This is a genomic window from Microbacterium sp. Root166, from assembly GCF_001427145.1.
Classification (GTDB): Bacteria; Actinomycetota; Actinomycetes; order Actinomycetales; family Microbacteriaceae; genus Microbacterium.
On sequence record NZ_LMGL01000003.1, the window covers coordinates 295,285 to 311,311 of the forward strand.

16 protein-coding genes and 1 tRNA gene are annotated in these 16,027 nt (G+C 68.0%); 8 read left to right on the top strand and 9 right to left on the bottom strand.

Features of this window, described 5'->3' with window-relative positions:
• Positions 1-14: 14 nt before the first annotated feature.
• Positions 15-467 carry an Hsp20/alpha crystallin family protein gene (locus tag ASD56_RS13135; protein WP_055967202.1) on the bottom strand — a complete coding sequence of 151 codons (453 nt, stop codon included), beginning with the start codon at positions 465-467 and terminating at the stop codon, positions 15-17.
• A 185-nt stretch (positions 468-652) separates the two neighbouring features.
• A complete protein-coding gene (locus tag ASD56_RS13140; RefSeq protein ID WP_055966489.1) occupies positions 653-1,075 on the bottom strand; it encodes a DUF7144 family membrane protein in 423 nt (140 codons plus the stop codon).
• Between the two features lie 187 nt (positions 1,076-1,262).
• On the opposite strand from ASD56_RS13140, the gene ASD56_RS13145 reads away from it, so the two are divergent.
• The 5 genes from ASD56_RS13145 to ASD56_RS13165 all read left to right on the top strand — a co-directional run bounded on the left by ASD56_RS13145 (position 1,263) and on the right by ASD56_RS13165 (position 7,255).
• On the top strand, positions 1,263-2,390 hold the full coding sequence (locus tag ASD56_RS13145; RefSeq protein ID WP_055966493.1) for a DUF998 domain-containing protein: 1,128 nt from the start codon (positions 1,263-1,265) through the stop codon (positions 2,388-2,390).
• Between the two features lie 76 nt (positions 2,391-2,466).
• The gene (locus ASD56_RS13150) at positions 2,467-3,567 is read left to right on the top strand and encodes a DUF998 domain-containing protein (protein WP_055966495.1); all 1,101 of its coding nucleotides are present in this window, start codon (positions 2,467-2,469) and stop codon (positions 3,565-3,567) included.
• Positions 3,564-6,299, top strand: coding sequence for a cation-translocating P-type ATPase (locus ASD56_RS13155; protein WP_055966497.1), 2,736 nt, complete (start codon positions 3,564-3,566; stop codon positions 6,297-6,299). The genes ASD56_RS13150 and ASD56_RS13155 overlap by 4 nt, the downstream gene beginning before the upstream one ends.
• A 141-nt stretch (positions 6,300-6,440) precedes the next feature.
• Positions 6,441-6,653 (top strand): hypothetical protein, encoded by a 213-nt coding sequence (locus ASD56_RS13160; RefSeq protein WP_055966500.1) that lies wholly within the window; start codon positions 6,441-6,443, stop codon positions 6,651-6,653.
• An 83-nt stretch (positions 6,654-6,736) separates the two neighbouring features.
• Positions 6,737-7,255 carry a hypothetical protein gene (locus tag ASD56_RS13165; RefSeq protein ID WP_055966502.1) on the top strand — a complete coding sequence of 173 codons (519 nt, stop codon included), beginning with the start codon at positions 6,737-6,739 and terminating at the stop codon, positions 7,253-7,255.
• 70 nt (positions 7,256-7,325) lie between these two features.
• Here the strand turns inward: ASD56_RS13165 and ASD56_RS13170 are convergent, their stop codons facing one another.
• Positions 7,326-9,188 carry a lipase family protein gene (locus ASD56_RS13170; RefSeq protein WP_055966505.1) on the bottom strand — a complete coding sequence of 621 codons (1,863 nt, stop codon included), beginning with the start codon at positions 9,186-9,188 and terminating at the stop codon, positions 7,326-7,328.
• A 78-nt stretch (positions 9,189-9,266) separates the two neighbouring features.
• Between ASD56_RS13170 and ASD56_RS13175 the strand changes: the two genes are divergently transcribed.
• Positions 9,267-9,452 (top strand): hypothetical protein, encoded by a 186-nt coding sequence (locus ASD56_RS13175; protein WP_157536088.1) that lies wholly within the window; start codon positions 9,267-9,269, stop codon positions 9,450-9,452.
• 45 nt (positions 9,453-9,497) lie between these two features.
• On the top strand, positions 9,498-9,899 hold the full coding sequence (locus ASD56_RS13180; protein ID WP_055966510.1) for a hypothetical protein: 402 nt from the start codon (positions 9,498-9,500) through the stop codon (positions 9,897-9,899).
• Between the two features lie 3 nt (positions 9,900-9,902).
• Here the strand turns inward: ASD56_RS13180 and ASD56_RS13185 are convergent, their stop codons facing one another.
• Both ASD56_RS13185 and ASD56_RS13190 read right to left on the bottom strand, forming a co-directional pair.
• Positions 9,903-10,565 (bottom strand): spermidine synthase, encoded by a 663-nt coding sequence (locus tag ASD56_RS13185; protein WP_235565708.1) that lies wholly within the window; start codon positions 10,563-10,565, stop codon positions 9,903-9,905.
• A gap of 121 nt (positions 10,566-10,686) precedes the next feature.
• Positions 10,687-11,637 carry a hypothetical protein gene (locus ASD56_RS13190; protein WP_055966516.1) on the bottom strand — a complete coding sequence of 317 codons (951 nt, stop codon included), beginning with the start codon at positions 11,635-11,637 and terminating at the stop codon, positions 10,687-10,689.
• A 137-nt stretch (positions 11,638-11,774) separates the two neighbouring features.
• On the opposite strand from ASD56_RS13190, the gene ASD56_RS13195 reads away from it, so the two are divergent.
• A complete protein-coding gene (locus ASD56_RS13195; protein WP_157536091.1) occupies positions 11,775-12,716 on the top strand; it encodes a DUF2510 domain-containing protein in 942 nt (313 codons plus the stop codon).
• A 646-nt stretch (positions 12,717-13,362) separates the two neighbouring features.
• On the opposite strand, the gene ASD56_RS13200 is transcribed toward ASD56_RS13195, so the two are convergent.
• The 4 genes from ASD56_RS13200 to ASD56_RS13215 form a co-directional block, all read right to left on the bottom strand.
• A tRNA-Arg gene (locus tag ASD56_RS13200) sits at positions 13,363-13,434 on the bottom strand.
• 52 nt (positions 13,435-13,486) lie between these two features.
• Complete coding sequence (locus ASD56_RS13205) at positions 13,487-13,825, bottom strand: hypothetical protein (protein ID WP_055966522.1); 339 nt, start codon at positions 13,823-13,825, stop codon at positions 13,487-13,489.
• An 86-nt stretch (positions 13,826-13,911) separates the two neighbouring features.
• Complete coding sequence (locus ASD56_RS13210) at positions 13,912-14,640, bottom strand: GAF and ANTAR domain-containing protein (RefSeq protein WP_055966525.1); 729 nt, start codon at positions 14,638-14,640, stop codon at positions 13,912-13,914.
• Complete coding sequence (locus ASD56_RS13215; protein WP_235565710.1) at positions 14,637-15,341, bottom strand: GAF and ANTAR domain-containing protein; 705 nt, start codon at positions 15,339-15,341, stop codon at positions 14,637-14,639. The genes ASD56_RS13210 and ASD56_RS13215 overlap by 4 nt, the downstream gene beginning before the upstream one ends.
• Positions 15,342-16,027 lie beyond the last annotated feature (686 nt).

Consider the following 16,027-nt stretch of genomic DNA (forward strand, 5'->3'; position numbering starts at 1 on the left):
TCGCTGGATCCGGCTTACTGCTCGATCGGCTGAGGCGCGTCGGACTCGTGGGCCTGGATGGTCGACGAGCTCGATCCCGACGACACCTCGATGCGACGCGGCTTCGCCTTCTCGCTGACGGGGATCGTCACCGACAGCACGCCGTTGTCGTACGAGGCGCTGATGCGCTCGGTGTCGATGCCCTGGCCGAGGTTGAGCTGGCGCACGAACGTCGCGGTCTCGCGCTCGCGCGTGATCCACTTGACGCCCTCACCCGAGGTGAGCGTGCGCTCGGCGCGGATCGTGAGCAGCTGGCCGTCGACGTCGATGTCGACCGAGCCGGGGTCGATGCCCGGCAGGTCGGCGTTGAGCACGTAGTGGTCGCCGTCGCGGTAGAGGTCCATCGGCATGCGGCGGGGGCCACGTCGTGTCTCGAGAAGCGACGACGCGAGACGGTCGAAGTCACGGAACGGGTCGTAGCTGGCCATGATCATCTCCTTCTGTTCTTGCCCGAAGAAGGGTCTCGGGCACGCGATCCAAGACTTGAGTCGTGGTGACTCAACTAAGTCTAGATTAGCACTCGACCATAGAGAGTGCCAACCCTCCGGCAACCGAAAAGCGGTGGCGTCGCATACAGAAGGGCCGGGTCCGAAGACCCGGCCCTTCCGGTGGATCAGCGCTGCTTGACGACGGGGTCGAGGTCGCGCATCTCGCGGCCGTGAACGGTGACCGCGTAGATCACGAGCACATCCAGGGCGATCACGATGAGCGCCCACCACGGCTGCGCGGGGAGAAGGATCATCTGGCTGATCGCGCTGAAGATCGCGATGATGACGGCGACCACGCGCGCCCAGGTCTGGCCTGCGAGGAGGGCCGCGCCGGTGAGGACCGTCAGTGCGCCGATGATGATGCTCCACCATCCCCATCCGTTGACGTCCATCAGCCACAGCGAACCCGCGGCCGCGACGTAGTAGGTGTCGGGCCCGATGACGGCTATGAGGCCTTGGATGATGTTGAAGAAGCCGTTGGTCACCAGGATGACGCCGGCGAAGACGACCCAGCCGGTCCATCCGGTTCGTTGTGCGGGGGTGGTCATGGCACACACTCCTTCGGTCGATACTGCTGCGAGGGGCAATCGGAGGTCATGACGTGGGGCGATGCTCTGCTCCGCGCATGGCACGGCTGCTATTTCGCCGCACGCTACCACCGATGCGGTGCGCACCACAGGAGCACCGCCGCGCGGCGAATGGACACCACCGGACTCCGCTGGCATCCTGAGCCGCATGACCGAAGCGTCCTTCTCGCGGGTGCTGCGGCATCCCATCGCCACCGTCGCATCGATAGAGTCGGCGGCGCTGCTCGTCGGCGCGGCGGCGTTCGTCCTCGCCTTCCCGGTGGCTCTGCTGATGTTCTGGGGCCACGACCTGGCGATCGCGGGCACGGGCTCGGTAGGTGAGTTCGCCGGCATCGCCTCGGCGGTCCTCGCCGTCCTCGCTTTCGTGCTGGGCCGCCTGCTGGTCGCCCGCCGCACCCACGTCCCGACCGATCTCGACGGCACCACTCGTCGCTCCGAGCCGAAGCTCCACTGGTTCGACGTCGCCGCGCTCGCGCTGGCTCACGGCATCATCGCGCTGCTGGCGTGGGTCGGACTGACCGACCTTCTCGGGCAGAGCTTCCAGGGCGCCGTGCTCTACCCGTTCGCGGGCGCCGTGCTGGCGGGCGTCGCCGCCGGGCTCACGTCGTACGTGGTGTTCCTCTCGTCCGTGCGCCTGACGCCGATGCTGCTGTCGCTCGTGCTGGCCGTGTTCCTCGTCACGGGTGCGCTCGCGAGCATGCTGAGCGCCAGCGACCCGCAGTGGTGGCAGGACAATCTCAGCGCCCTGGGCATGACCGACGAGGTGTCGGCGATGACCTTCAACCTGACGCTCATCGTCGCTGGCGCCCTGGTCACGATCATCGCGCGCTACGCCACGGCGGGACTTCCCACCCGCACGCCGCAGGAGGTCCGTGGCCGCACACTGCTCCGCCTCGGACTCGTCCTGATCGGCGTCTTCCTCGCGTGCGTGGGCATCTTCCCCGTCGACGAGTTCCTGGCCATCCACAACACCGTGGCGACGGGGATGGGGCTGGTGTTCGCAGCCATGGTGATCGGACTTCGCCGGCTGGTGCCGTCGATGCCCCACGTCTTCGTCGTGCTGGGCTACGTCTTCGTCGCGGTCGTCGCCGTGGCGGCCGTCCTCTTCGCCGTCGGCTACTACAACCTCACGGCGACGGAGCTCGTCGCAGCCGTGGTCATCTTCAGCTGGATCATCCTGTTCCTGCGCAACGCCGGCGCCATGGCGGCGACGGAGGAATCGGATGCCGCGCCCGCCGTGCGCGCGGACGCCCGGCTCGCTGCGGGCACCGCCTAGCGCCCACCGCGAGCCAGACGTGTTTCACCCGCGCGGGGTGATCGCGCGAGGCGGGTCCGGAGGCCAAACTGGCGCCATGGCCTCGATCGACGCAGTCGAAAGCAACCAGTCCGGCACGACGCGGCGCGCCGAGTCCGAGGCGATCTACCTCGCCTTCGGTGCGGGCGCCCTGGGCGCGATCTACGGGCTCATCGTGGCGCTCACCGCAGCCGACCTGCAGTTCGCCGACGGGGACCCCTTCGCCGTCTGGGCGGCCGCGGGCGCGGGAGTGACGGCGGCCGGGGCATCCATCGCGGGCTACTGGCGCGCCAGGAGCGATCCCGACCAGGCGTGGCGCCGCACGCTGCCGTCGTGGAAGTTCACGGTCAACACCATCTCCGTCGTCATCGTCCATACCGCGCTGGCGTTCCTCGCCACCTTCGCGATGTACCGCCTGCTCGCGCTGGGCTTCATCGGACTGCCGATCATCACGTTCTGGGCTGTCGTGCTCATGGCGGTCACTCTGGGCATGACCGCCTACATCGTGTATCTGTCGGTCTCCCGCATGACGACGCAGCGCATGTCGTCGCTGCTCATGGCGTTCGTCGTCATAGGCACGCTGACGGCGATGATCACGACGTCCGATCCCGAGTGGTGGCAGGTGCACTTCAGCCAGCTCGGGACGTTCGACGACCTCTCGAGCTGGGTGTTCAACGGCACGCTCATCGCCGGCGGGCTGCTGGTGACGACGTTCGCCGTCTACATCGCCAACGACCTCGAGGTGCTGACCGCCGAGGGTGTGCTGACGAACCCGCGCGGCAAGCAGGTCGTGCCGGCGCTGTTCGTCGTCATGGGCATCATGCTCTCGTGCGTCGGCATCTTCCCCGTCGACGTCAGCCTCGCCCTGCACAACACCTCGGCTTCCGGCATGGCGGTCATGTTCCTCGTTCTGCTGATCGCCGGACCGAAGCTTCTCCGAGGGATGCCGAGAACGTACTTCGTGGCATCGGCGGCGTTCCTCGCGGCGACGGTCCTCTCGGTGATCCTGTTCATCCCGGCGGTCGGCTACTTCTCGCTGACGGCGTTCGAGATCATCGTGTTCGCCCTGATCTTCGGCTGGATCGCCGTCTTCATCCGCTTCCTCGGCGTGACGGGTCAACCCGCGCTGAGCCGACCGGGAGTAACCTCACGCTCATGAGCACCGTGGAGACCACGCCCACCCCGCCCACCTCACCTAGCGCGCAGCCCTGGTACACCCAGGATGGCGCTGCCGTCCTCGCCTCGTTCGGCACCGACCCCGAGCGCGGCCTGACCGACGCCGAGGCCGCCCGGATCCTCGCCGAGCACGGGCCCAATGCCATCGCGGCCGAGCCGCAGCCGTCGCTCTGGCAGGTGTCGCTGCGCCAGCTCGCCGACCCGATGAACGTCATGCTGGTCGCGGTCGCGATCATCAGCCTCTTCATCAACCAGGTCAGCGTCGGCATCCTGGTGGGCTGCCTCGTGGTGCTGAACGTCGTGCTCGGAGCGAAGCAGGAGATGAAGGCGAAGGCCTCCGTCGACGCCCTCGCGAAGATGCAGATCCCGCAGGCGAAGGTGGTGCGTGGCGGCGTGCTGCTGCAGCTCGACGCGACCGGCCTGGTCCCGGGCGACCTGGTGAACCTCGAGGCGGGCGACATCGTCCCCGCCGACGGCCGCATCCTGCGCTCGGCGACGCTCGAGACGCAGGAGGCGGCGCTCACGGGCGAGAGTGCACCGATCGCGAAGGATGCCGGCACCATCGCCGACGCCGAGACGACGCTCGGCGACCGGGCGAACATGGTGTTCCAGAACACACTCGTCACGCGCGGAACCGCCTCCGTCGTCATCACCGACACCGGCATGGGCACCCAGATGGGCCAGATCGCGTCGATGCTGTCGGCGGTCAAGCCCTCGAAGTCGCCGCTGCAGCGCGAGCTCGACTCGCTCACCGGCGTGCTCGGGTGGATCGCGTGGGGCGCCGTCGCCGTCATCATCATCACCGGCCTGCTGCGCGGTCAGCCGGTCGCCTCTGTCGTCCTGCTCGGCATCTCGATGGCGATCTCGGCGATCCCGACGGGCATGCCGACGTTCGTGCAGGCGATGCTCTCGTACGGATCGCGGCAGCTCGCCGAGCAGAACGCGGTGGTCAAGAACCTCACCGACGTCGAGACGCTGGGTGCGACGAGCGCGATCAACTCCGACAAGACCGGCACGCTCACGATGAACGAGATGACGGTCGAGTCGCTCTACCTCGCAGGGGAGTGGTTCACCGTCGGCGGCACCGGGTACGAGAAGACCGGCGAGATCACGCACGCCGCCGGCAGCCCGACGCCGGACTTCAGCCAGCTCGCGCTGGGACTGACGCTCTGCAGCGATGCGACAGTATCCAACGACGGCGCCGTGATCGGCGACCCGACCGAGGCGGCGCTCGTGGTGCTGGCCGCCAAGATGGGCGCCGACGCCGAGCTGACCCGCACGCAGTACCCGCGTGCCGCCGAGGTGCCGTTCGACTCCGCGTACAAGTTCATGGCGACCTTCCACCAGGTGCCGCACGAGGGTTCTCAGCGCCTGGTCGCGCTGGTCAAGGGCGGGCCGGATGTCGTCCTCGACCGCTGCTCGCAGGTGATGACCGCCGACGGCCCGGCGCCGATCGCCGAGCACCGCGATGCCGTGCTCGAGGCGAACCGCTCGCTGTCCGAGCAGGGCCTGCGCGTGCTCGCGTTCGCCGTGCGCCGCTTCGCGCCCGGCACGCCCACGCCGGCCGACCCGATGGCCGAGATCCACGACCTGATCTTCGTCGGCCTCGTCGGCATCATCGACCCGCTGCGGCCCTCCTCGAAAGAGGCGGTGCGCATCGCGCTCGAGGCCGGCATCGAAGTGCGCATGATCACGGGCGACCACGCGATCACGGCGGCGGCGATCGGCGCGAAGCTGGGCCTCGGTCCCGGCGCGGCCAGCGGTGCCGACATCCAGGCGATGAGCGACGACGAGCTGAAGGCGGCCTTGCCGAACCTGCACGTGTTCGGTCGCGTGACGCCGGAGGACAAGCTCCGCCTCGCCCGCCTCATGCAGGAGGACGGCGCCGTCGTGGCCATGACGGGCGATGCCGTGAACGACGCGGCCGCACTCAAGCAGGCCGACATCGGGGTCGCGATGGGCTCGGGCAGCGACGTGACGAAGCAGGCGGGGAAGATGATCCTCGTCGACGACAACTTCGGCACTCTCGTGGCGGCGGTCCGGCTCGGTCGCTCCATCTACGAGAAGATCGTCAGCTACGTCCGATATCAGATGGCGCAGCTGTTCTCGCTGGTGCTGCTGTTCCTGGTGGCCAGCATCTTCAACATCAACGACGGCGTGCCGCTCACGCCGATCATGGTCCTGTTCCTCAACTTCTTCGTCTCGATCTTCCCCGTCATCGTGATCATGCTCGACCCGGTGCCGGACGGGATCATGCAGAAGGCCCCGCGCGACCCGAAGAAGCCCATCAGCAACCGTGGCGCGGTCGTGATGTGGTTCGTCTACGGATTCCTCATCTTCGCCACCTCGCTCGTGCCGCTGCTGCTCTACCCCGACCAGTCCAGCTCGACCGAGCCGAACGCCCCCGTGACGATGGCGTTCGTCATCGCGGCACTCGGGTCGATCTTCAGCGGCCTCGTGATGCGCCGCGACCCCGAGTCCGGACTCGGTGCGCCGATCGTGCCTGCGCTGAAGTGGCTGTCCATCCCGCTGATCCTGACCATCGCCGCCGTCGAGATCGGCTTCCTGCAGCGCCTCGTCGGCACGGTGTCGCTCACCGGGAACGAGTGGCTGTTCTGCCTGGGTCTCGCGCTCATCGTTCCGCTGGTCGTCGAGCTTGAGAAGTGGGCCCGACGGGCGCGGATTCGGGCGTCGCTCAGAAGTGCGGTAGTCTGAAGGGGATAGGCGCACTCTCATGCGTCTCGCCCCGGCTGTGTGGTAACGGTCGGGGCTTCTTCTTTGCCCGGGCACGGTCGTGTTCCGGATGCCGACCCCGGCGCTCTGTCGCCCGCGAAGTGCCGCGGCTAGGGTGGGCGCGTGAAGCGAAACTGGCCGTACCTCGTCGGCGGCATCCTCTTGGGTCTCATGGGACTGGTCTGGACCCTGCAGGGTCTCAACGTCCTGGGCGGCTCGGCGATGAGCGGATCCCCGACGTGGGCGATCATCGGCCCGATCGTGCTGGTCCTGGGCCTGGTGCTCATCGGGATCGGCGTGGCGCGAGCTCGGCGTCAGCGGCCCGACGCGCCCTGATGGGCGACGGAGCCCGGTTCGCGGCGGAATCAAGGCCTCGTGCCGCGCGGGAATTCGTCCCTGAATCGCACAGGGCGCTGCCGATGCTGCGGCTCTACCTGCCATTCATGGACGAGGTCGGCGACCTCGTGCGCTGGTCGCGCTACGTCGATATCGAGGAGCAGCCGTCGTCGCTGAACTGGTTCGAGGCGACGAGAGGACTGGCTGAGCAGGATCCCGGCATCCGGAATCTGACCGCGTGCATGGGCGAGCTCGACGAGGTGACAGCCGGCGTGCTGCGCGACGCGATCGGCGGGCTGTCGCTGCGATGTCTTCGCTGGGTGGGCTACGGCGAGGTGCCTGACACAGACACCGTGCGCGTGTTCGGCGATGCCTACTTCGCGGCCGATCTGGAGCCCGGCGATGTGGCGGCTGGTCGCAGGGTTCCCGAGTTCGCGTGGGATGCCGAAGGGCGGCTGGCCTGGGGCGCTCGCCTGTACCCGGACTCCCTGATCATCGCTGCCGAGCTGCCCATCTTCCGGCAGCTGCGCAACGACCCTCGGGTTGACACCGCATCGGTGCGGCCGGACCGTGACGAACTCCCCGGCAGCGCCGGTGACTGAGCGGACATCCCGGACGCCTAGTTCCCCGTGATCGAAGCCGGTGGAGTCCCGCCCTCTTCGTGCGTCTCTCCTACGAGTAACGACCGCAGTCGTCGTCGGGCTCATCCAGGCCGAGGAGCCGCGCCTCCGTCCAGTTGATCAGGAGGGGAAGGAAGCGAGAATCCGGGAGAAGCGTGCGCAGGTGGTCGTAACCGCCGTAGACGACCCAGCGGACCCGATCACCCTGCGCGCAGAGCCGGTCCACGAAGTCCTGCTGCAGCCGTGGGGGAATCACCTCGTCGTCGGTTCCCCAGGTCATGAGCACGGGAGTCGGGAACGGCCCTTGCACCGCGTTCTGTCGCAGTCGATCTCCGAGAGGGCCGACCGTCAGATCGCCGATGTACAGCGGCCGGTCGTCCGAGACGCCGAGAGCTGTGGCGACCGACACCATGACGCCCGGCTCGCTGGGACACCGTTGCGTCATCTCTCGGACGATCGTGCGCGAGCCGGGCGCGATGTAGCGGGCCAGAGCCACCTCCGGGTAGGTGTCCGCGTACGGCACGAGCACCCATGAGATCAGTATCGACAGCTCCGGGCCCGCGTCGCGGGCCGTGATCTCCTCCGCCAGGGTGAGCGGGTCGGTCACGGGTGCCAGGACGGCGGTCCCGAGCAGGTCGACCGTCGGCGCGTAGTCCTCGGCGATCTGCGACATCCACAGCGCCGCGTGCCCACCCTGCGAGTGGCCCCAGGCGACCGTGTCGGGCCTGAGCGCGAGCCCCTCGAGCTCTCGCGCGGCGAGGACGGCATCCAGCGAGGATCGCGCCTCGCCGACGCCGATGAGGTACGGGAACACGCCGGGCGCGCCCTGGCCGGAGTAGTCCGAGGCGACGACGACCCATCCCCGCTCGATGGCGTCGTTCACCGCGGGAATCGCCCAGTGGGTCGCCGACGCGTGGCGAAGGCTCGGCGCGCAGCCCCGCGCGACGCCCGTGGTGCCGTGGTTCCAGGCGACGACCGGGCGAGCCCCGGCACGGTCGACGCTCGGCGCGATCACCAGGGCGCTCGCGATCGCGGGAGTACCCAGCGCATCGCGTGTCGTGTACAGGATGCGCGTGACCGTCGCGTCGGGAGGGGCCGTGCCGGCGAAGGCGTCTGACCGGATCAGCCGGCCGTGCTCGTCGGGGACCGTGGCAGGCGGATCGTAGAACCCGTCGACGACGGGAGCGCCCTCTTTCAGCCACTCGTCGAGTGCCCAGGCTCCGGCGGACGTCGCGATGAGCACGACGGCGAGTGCCCAGCGTCCGACCGCCCACCACGTCTGCGTCGCCCGGCTCACCTGCTCCGGTGCATCCGGTCCGACGGCGACGGCGTCATCGACCGACCGGCGCTGCACCGCCGCGCGCACGAACCGCAGCAGCAGGGAGGCCCCGTAGACGAAGGTGCGCACCCCGAAGACGACGGCGACGAGCAGGACGGTCACGTCGGGCCATGACAGCGTCAGGATGCCGAACACGATCTGGCTTGCACCCCAGGCGACCGCCAGGACGCGCTCGCTGAGCCTGCCGCCCAGCACGGCATCGCCGAGCGCGGCCAAGCCGCCGATCAGCAGCAGGATCGCCAGCGCTCGCGGAAGCAGGTCGAGCCCTCGGTCGAGCGTCAGCAGGATCACCGCACCCGCGAGGATCCATGCAGCGGCGATCAGTCGCGGCCACAGGCGCCCGGTTCCACGATGGGTCAGGATCACCGCGACGCCGGCGACGATCGCGCTGAGTGCGACGTACACGCCGAGAAGGAGAATCGAGGTGAGCGGGCGCGTGACGATCAGGGCACCGAGGACTACGAGGATCAGCCCGGTGGCCAGCACGAAGGGAAGAGGGGCACGCTCCAGAAGGAGGGGGAGTGCTCCCCGTCGGGGCAAGAGCCGAACCTTCGCCTGCTGGGCCATCGCTCCCATGCTAGACACGGGCGAAGGCTCGGCCAGGTGCTGGACGTCGCGCGCCGTCGTGGCTACCGTGCTGACCAGGAGGCCACCATGTCTGACGCTCACGCACCGATCGAGCCCGGGTCCGAGATCGACCTCGCTCTGCAGCGGGCGCTCGACGCGGCAAGCCTGCGTGCAGGGGATGCCGTCAGCGGGGCGTCCGTCGCCGTGGTCGGCGAGGCGGAGCCGAGCCCGGTCGAGCTCGGCGACTCTGCGGGCGGCGCCGACGGCGACTGACGGCATCCGATCTCACATTCGACCGACCTGCGTCGTCGAATCTGTGTGAGACGAATCCATGCCGCTGCGGCGGCCTTGTCAGCCCTGCTCGCCCTCTTCGTCGGAGTGTGGGCGTACTTCTTCCCGCAGTCCTTCTACGACTCGTTCCCCGGGGTGCTCGGGTCGTGGGTGTCCGTCGACGGGCCGTTCAACGAGCACCTGATCCGCGATGTCGGAGCGATGTACCTCGCGCTGGGCGGGGCGAGCATCGGATGCCTCGTCTGGGGCAGCGAGGTCGCCTACCGTGTGCTCGGCATCGCGTGGACGATCTTCGGAGCGCTGCACTTCGCGTACCACGCGTTCCACCTGAGTCACATGCCGGTCGTCGATGCGGTGGGGGAGATGGTCGCTCTCGGCGTCAGCCTCCTGCTCGGAGTGCTGCTGATGATGCCGGCGCGCAAGGCCTGACCGTCAGCGCCGCGTCGCGACGTAGACGGTGTTCGACGACGTGCCGCCGGTGAGGCGGTTCGCGAAGTCGACGACGTGAGCCGTTGCGCCGTCGAACACCGACGACAGCGTGGCCATGAAGCCGGCATCCGGCGGGTCGTCCGACCACAGCGCGAAGACGCCGCCCTCGGCGAGGTGCCGCGCGAGCGAGGTGAGGCCGGCCGTTGTGTAGAGGTCGGCGTGGCTCGGGTCGAGCGTGAACGTGGGGGAGTGGTCCACGTCGAGCAGGATGGCGTCGTAGGGCTTTGTGCCCGGTTCCGGCGCCTGCCGCACGACCGCGAAGAAGTCGTCGTGCACGAGTGACGTCCGCGGATCCCTGACCAGCTGCGCCGACACCGGCAGCAGCTCGCGCTCGTGCCAGCCGATGACGGCCGGGAGCGCGTCGATCACGACCAGGCGGCCGACGCGATTGTCGGTGAGCGCGGTGGCGGCGGTGTAGCCGAGGCCCAGGCCGCCGACGAGCACGTTGAGGTCGGTGCCGTGCGCCGCCGCGAGTCCGAGGGTCGCGAGTTCCTCCTCGGCGACGGTGAACAGGCTCGACATGAGGTACTCATCCTTGAGCTTCACCTCGTAGATCTGCTCGCCCGTCTCCGGGTCGGCGCGCCGCCGCAGGGTCAGCTCGCCCATCCGTGTCTCTTGATAGTCGAGTTCTTCGAATCGGGCGATCATGCGGCTTCCGTTCTGGCGAGGGGATGCCGGCACCCGGCGGGCCCTCGCAAGTCCATCCTCGCCGATCGCCGCGTGGCTGTCAGGCGCGTTCGCGCTCGCCGGCGGGAACCTGCTCGGCTCCGACCTCTGGCTCGTCCGGCGTCGGGCGTCGGATCGTGCGGAGCAGCAGCGAGCCCACGACCCCGATGACCAGGGCGACGGCGACGGGGAGGAGCGCGAGTTCCGGCATGGTGAGTGCTGAGAGGAATACTTGGATGCCGTACTCGGCCATCTCCGCCGGGTACGGCGCCAGAACTCGAGTGCCGGCTGCCGACGAGACCCCGGTGAAGAACGCCGGCCCGATCCACAGCGCGGCGAGGCTGACGACGACGGCGGCGATCCGGCCGCCCGTGCGGAACCCGCACCACGCGATCGCGCAGCCGACGAGGACCGCCGGCATCCAGTGGAAGATCGGCATGATCACCCTGAGGATCTCGTTCGGCGCCAGGATCATGACGTCGTGCAGGGCAGCTCCGATCCAGCTCGCCGACACGAGGGCGGCGAGTGAGAGGGCGATCGTGGCACCCGGGACGGGTGCTCGGGCGATGAGCAGCAGGACGAGCGTGCTCATCATGAGCGACACGATGATGACCGCGCCGACGGCGCCGGCGTAGACGAGGGTGCGGGTGGACCTCTCGAGCAGGCCGACCGTCACCACGGCCGCCTGGGCGGCCGCGAGGACCTGCACGAGGAGCACCCCGAGGACCAGCGCCGTCGTGCCGTGCCGCGGCCGCCTCGGGGCGAGTGCGCGGCCGGCGATTCCTGCGGCGGCTCCGCCCACCACGAGAAGCGCGACGATGGTGACGAGATAGTACTGGCTGAAGGGCAGCATCGCGATCGGCATCGCGAGAGACGAACCGTCCACGTCGAGGTTCTGCAGCGGAAGTCGGGCGCCGGAGAGGAGCCAGGGGAGTAGTCCCGCGACGGCGCCTCCGGCCCCGATGAAGAACCAGGCGTAGACAGGGAGCGGGCGGCGAGCGGCGTCAGTCATTCGCGCAGACTATCCGTGAGGGCGGTGGACCGTCTGTCTACACACCGCCCACCCGTGCCGCCAACGGCGGACAACGTCTTTCCGATACCCTGCGGACTGAGGCGCGAGCTGCGCCGCAGTAAGTCCTTGGGGGATCGATGAGCATCACACCACCCGCCGGATGGTACCCGGCACCGCACGCTAACAATGAGTCGCGCTACTGGGATGGTCAGCGGTGGCATGAGTCGGCACCGCCTCCGGCGCCTGCCGTCTACTCGCCGCCGCCCGCAGCTTTCCAAGCGCCAATCGGGGCGTACGCTGCAGCCGCGAGTCCCAAGGGCCTGGCCATCACCGCGCTCATCCTCGGAGTCGTCGCTTTTCTCACTGGCCTGATTCCGTGGCTGGGATTGCTGCTGGCGATCGCGGCGGTCGCGATCGGCATCATCGCACTGATCAAAGGCCAGCCGAAAGTGCTGGCGATCACGGGAACGGCCCTCGGCGGTGTCGCGCTCATCGCTGGGTTGATCGCGACGATCTCGTTCACGTCGTTTGTGAGCACAAATGATTCCTCGCCCGACAGGGTCGTCGTGGGGCCCAGTGCGGAAGCGACGGAGCCGGGTGACGCGCCAGAGGAAGCCGCCCCCGAGGAAGAAGCGACAGCGGAGGAATCCGCTGAGCTTGGGACAGTCGAGAACCCGTACCCGCAGCCATATGTCGCAGTGGGCCTGTTCGGCGGCGAGAAGTACAGTCTTACCGCCCGCCTCATCGACGCCAATGCGAATGCGCTGGTTGAAGGCTGGAATCAGTTCAACTCTGACGCTCCGGCGGGGTTCAAGTACGTCGTCGTGGAACTCACGATGACCGGTATCGACCCGGATGGAGTTGAGCCTTCTCTCGCGGAGTGGGATCTGACGCTCGCCACTGCTGAGGGTAACCAGTACAACAACGAGTACATCGTCTTCGGGGACGGGATGCCCTCGATGCTGGAAGGCCCAACGCTCTACCCGGGTTCGACCTTCACCGGGCACACGGCCTACCTGGTGCCCGACACCGCGCAGAGCTTCCTTCTCCACGACAACGGGAACTACATCGCCTTCTGATTGCAAGCGACTGACCGGCTCTTGTGCAGTACAACTGACTCATGGAGTTGGTCGGCTAGCAGGAGTCTGCGCAATGGATGGGCGCACCAGTCGTCACTCTCGCCGATCTGTGGCCCGAGCCAACCCGCGCCATGATCGTCGGATTGAATCCGGCGCCAACCAGTGTGGCCGCGGGCACTACTACCAAGGCGCTGTCGGGCAGCGCCAGCTTGGCCGACTTGTTGACGCCGAGCTCTTCGAGCGTTCATCGGGCGGAAAGTTCTTCGAGAAGGATGCCCTGAGCGCTGGCGTCGGTTTCACCGATCTGGTCAAGCGGCCAACGGTCGGAGAGAACGACATTCCGAGAACGGAGCAGCAGTACGGGCGCGGTCGTCTGATCTCCGAGCTCGAAAGGCGACGGGTTCCACTTGTCATCTGTGTGTTCAGGCACCCCGCCGATGCAATCCTCGGCCGCAAGAGCATCGTCGGCTTTGAGCAGGATCGGTCTGCTTGGGGCGGGCAGGTGTTTCGCATGCCTGGACCGTTCGAAACGCGGAACGTGCGTCCGCCATCATGGACGGCTTGCGAGACTATCTCGCGAACCGCTGACCCGTCACGTCCTGTCGACGAGGGCGATCCACACCTGGTCAGGCCTAGAACGCCGAAGCGCCCCTAGAGAGACTCGAACCCCCAACCGTTTCCTTAGGACGGAACTGCTCTTCCATTGAGCTACAGAGGCTGGCCCCCCGATTCTAGCGGCCCGGGGGAGCGGCATCCGAAAGCTCAACGCGTCAGTAGTCGCTTCCGCCGAAGAACTCGTCGACGTCGGCCTCGCTGAACGGCGCGTCTCCCGACGGGGTGCGCAGCCGTTCGGCCTTGTGGCGCAGCTCATGGATGAGCTCGGCATCCTCGAGCTCGTTCCCGTGCACGCCGTCCTTGATGGCGTTCACCTCGGTGCGCCAGCCGATGAGCAACTGCACGCGGCGGATGATTCCGGGTTTCGCGACGAACGGGATCTCGACGACTTCGGTCAGCTGCTCCTGTACGAGCGCTCCGCTGTACTCCATGACGGCATCCGCGATCTCGTCACCGGTGAGATACGCGCCAGCGCGGTTTTCCAGTGTCTTCATGCTCAGCCCTGTGTTCCATTGGAGGGTTTGCATGACACCAGGGTCCAGGGCGTCATGGCAATTTTATCGCGTCTTCTGTGGCATGGTCAGGGAGAATCCTCCTTCAGATGAAGTTCCCGGCGAACCAGTCGGCCCGCGACATCGCTGATGCGCAGCCCGTGATCCCGCGAGTATTTCCGCATCAGTTCGAACGCCCGATCGATCGGCACGTCGTTCGTGAACGAGACGACTCCCTTGGCCTGCTCGATCACGATCCGCGTGCTCAGCGCGTGCTCCAGCTGCTGAGTGAGCGCCTCCGACTGCCGCAGAGTTCTCTCATGCAGGATGCCGATGGTCGCGACATCCGCGAATGCCCGAGCTGTCACGAGATCTTCCTCAGGAGCCCCGCCCACCTCGGATCGCAGCAGGTTGAGCGTTCCGATGGTGACATCGCGCAGCCGCAGCGGAATGGCGTCGGCCGAGAGGAACCCCTGCGCCACCGCACTGTCGCGGAATGCGCCCCACTCCGCGGGCACGGCGTCGATGTCGGCAACCGACACGACCGACCCGGTGCGGTAGCACTCGATGCACGGCCCGGCCTGCGCCGCCAGCTGCATCGTCTCGACGAGGTGCGTGCCCTCGCTCGTCGACGCGATCAGCTCGAGTTCGCCGGCAGGATCCGCGAGCAGGATGCCGGCGGCCGTTGCCGCGAGATGCTCATGGCACGCATCCACCAGCGACTGCAGCAGGTCCACGACGTCATAGTCGTCGACGAGCGTGTCGGCCAGCATGGCGAACGTCTTCAGCAGGCGTGCCTCGCGGGTGAGCGCGGTCATGGCATCACCTCGATACGTCCGTCCACGCGGTGGAAGCGCAGGACTCCGTTCACGACCTCGGTCGCGACATCCATCACCGCTCGTCCCGTCGTGAAGGCGTGCGCCTGCACGACCAGCTGCGCGTCGTCCGCCGAGATGTCGAGCTGCGCCAGCACGACACCAGTCGCCTGGTGCACGACGCGGCGCGAGTGCGGGTTGTTCGCCGGCTCGAGGTCGTCGAGTGACTTCAGCGCGTTGCGCAGCACACTGCGTCCGACCACCTCGGCGAGAGCGGATGCCCGGCGCGTCTGAGTGTCGCTGAGCGTCAACGGCTCGTGGGAGTACATGTCGACGGCGCCGATCCGCAGCGGACCGACGATGAGCGGGAACGCGAACATCGAGGTCACGTCCTCGCCGTGGGCCGCGTCGGCGAAAGCGGGCCAGCGCGAGCGTCCGCCGGTGGCCATCGCGCTCTCCGAGACGGGCCGCCCGGAGCGCAGGGCATCCCAGCACGGCCCTTCACCGAGGTCGAACTGCAGCTCGTCAAGCCGCGCCGCGCGCCCGTCGGTCGCCGAGAGCGTCTCGCTGCCCAGCAGGTCTCCCAGCGTCGAGACCGCCGCGCCGTTCACGGGGAACAGGCGCACGAAAGCAACGCCGTAGTGACGGGGACTTTCAGCCCGCGCGAGCTCGTCGAGAGCGGTCGCGAAGGAATCGTGCATCATGTCACCCCCAACACCGTAACGTGCATGTGCCGCGTAGATCGGTCTTACAGGACAGCGCTGTCCGCGCTGGTGTGTTCACGCTATGACGTGCCCCCGCCGATCAGCACCGGGGTTGACAATACCGATCCGGAAGCGGCGGGTCTAGGAGCCCGCACCTCGCACATGGCTCCCGATTGGTTCAACCAAAGCCGCGGGATTCCGCGGCAGAGAGCGGATGCCGTGACCTCACGGTCCTCGTCTGGTGCGGGTCGGGCGGGTCGCGGCGCGGGCCGTGACGGTGCCGCAGGAGGCGAACTTTCGGCCGAGCATGGACTGACATCGGCGAGCGGAAACGACTCCTGGAAACCGCCGGAAGGGGTCTGCGAACGGCGGTCAGTACGTCTGCAGGCTTCTTGGTTGAAGAGTTCGTGCACGCCGCGCCGACATCGCCCGAGCTCGGGCGCGCGGATAAGCGGAATCGAAGCACGATGTCGGTTCGACGGGGGCCACGCGGCCGTGACGATATGGCACGCCGGTGAGGAACCGCGGGCTGGGTTCGGGGGAGCGAAAGGCGCCCGAGGTGCGGAGGCGTCGGCGCGTTAGGACCGTCACCGCGCGCGAGGACTTGTCGAGGCGGGGTGCCCTGTCGCCGTTCGCGGCGGGGCAGGCCATCGCATCGACAGGGGAGAACATTGCGACGAGTTTGG

What these genes read in the sequence shown, in the direction of transcription:
- ASD56_RS13215 (WP_235565710.1), bottom strand. Translation starts at nt 15,341, where the DNA reads ATGATGCACGATTCCTTCGCGACCGCTCTCGACGAGCTCGCGCGGGCT.
- ASD56_RS13205 (WP_055966522.1), bottom strand. Translation starts at nt 13,825, where the DNA reads ATGAAGACACTGGAAAACCGCGCTGGCGCGTATCTCACCGGTGACGAG.
- ASD56_RS13190 (WP_055966516.1), bottom strand. Translation starts at nt 11,637, where the DNA reads ATGACTGACGCCGCTCGCCGCCCGCTCCCTGTCTACGCCTGGTTCTTC.
- ASD56_RS13150 (WP_055966495.1), top strand. Translation starts at nt 2,467, where the DNA reads ATGGCCTCGATCGACGCAGTCGAAAGCAACCAGTCCGGCACGACGCGG.
- ASD56_RS13195 (WP_157536091.1), top strand. Translation starts at nt 11,775, where the DNA reads ATGAGCATCACACCACCCGCCGGATGGTACCCGGCACCGCACGCTAAC.
- ASD56_RS13155 (WP_055966497.1), top strand. Translation starts at nt 3,564, where the DNA reads ATGAGCACCGTGGAGACCACGCCCACCCCGCCCACCTCACCTAGCGCG.
- ASD56_RS13185 (WP_235565708.1), bottom strand. Translation starts at nt 10,565, where the DNA reads ATGGGCGAGCTGACCCTGCGGCGGCGCGCCGACCCGGAGACGGGCGAG.
- ASD56_RS13165 (WP_055966502.1), top strand. Translation starts at nt 6,737, where the DNA reads ATGCTGCGGCTCTACCTGCCATTCATGGACGAGGTCGGCGACCTCGTG.
- ASD56_RS13140 (WP_055966489.1), bottom strand. Translation starts at nt 1,075, where the DNA reads ATGACCACCCCCGCACAACGAACCGGATGGACCGGCTGGGTCGTCTTC.
- ASD56_RS13170 (WP_055966505.1), bottom strand. Translation starts at nt 9,188, where the DNA reads ATGGGAGCGATGGCCCAGCAGGCGAAGGTTCGGCTCTTGCCCCGACGG.
- ASD56_RS13210 (WP_055966525.1), bottom strand. Translation starts at nt 14,640, where the DNA reads ATGACCGCGCTCACCCGCGAGGCACGCCTGCTGAAGACGTTCGCCATG.
- ASD56_RS13135 (WP_055967202.1), bottom strand. Translation starts at nt 467, where the DNA reads ATGGCCAGCTACGACCCGTTCCGTGACTTCGACCGTCTCGCGTCGTCG.
- ASD56_RS13175 (WP_157536088.1), top strand. Translation starts at nt 9,267, where the DNA reads ATGTCTGACGCTCACGCACCGATCGAGCCCGGGTCCGAGATCGACCTC.
- ASD56_RS13145 (WP_055966493.1), top strand. Translation starts at nt 1,263, where the DNA reads ATGACCGAAGCGTCCTTCTCGCGGGTGCTGCGGCATCCCATCGCCACC.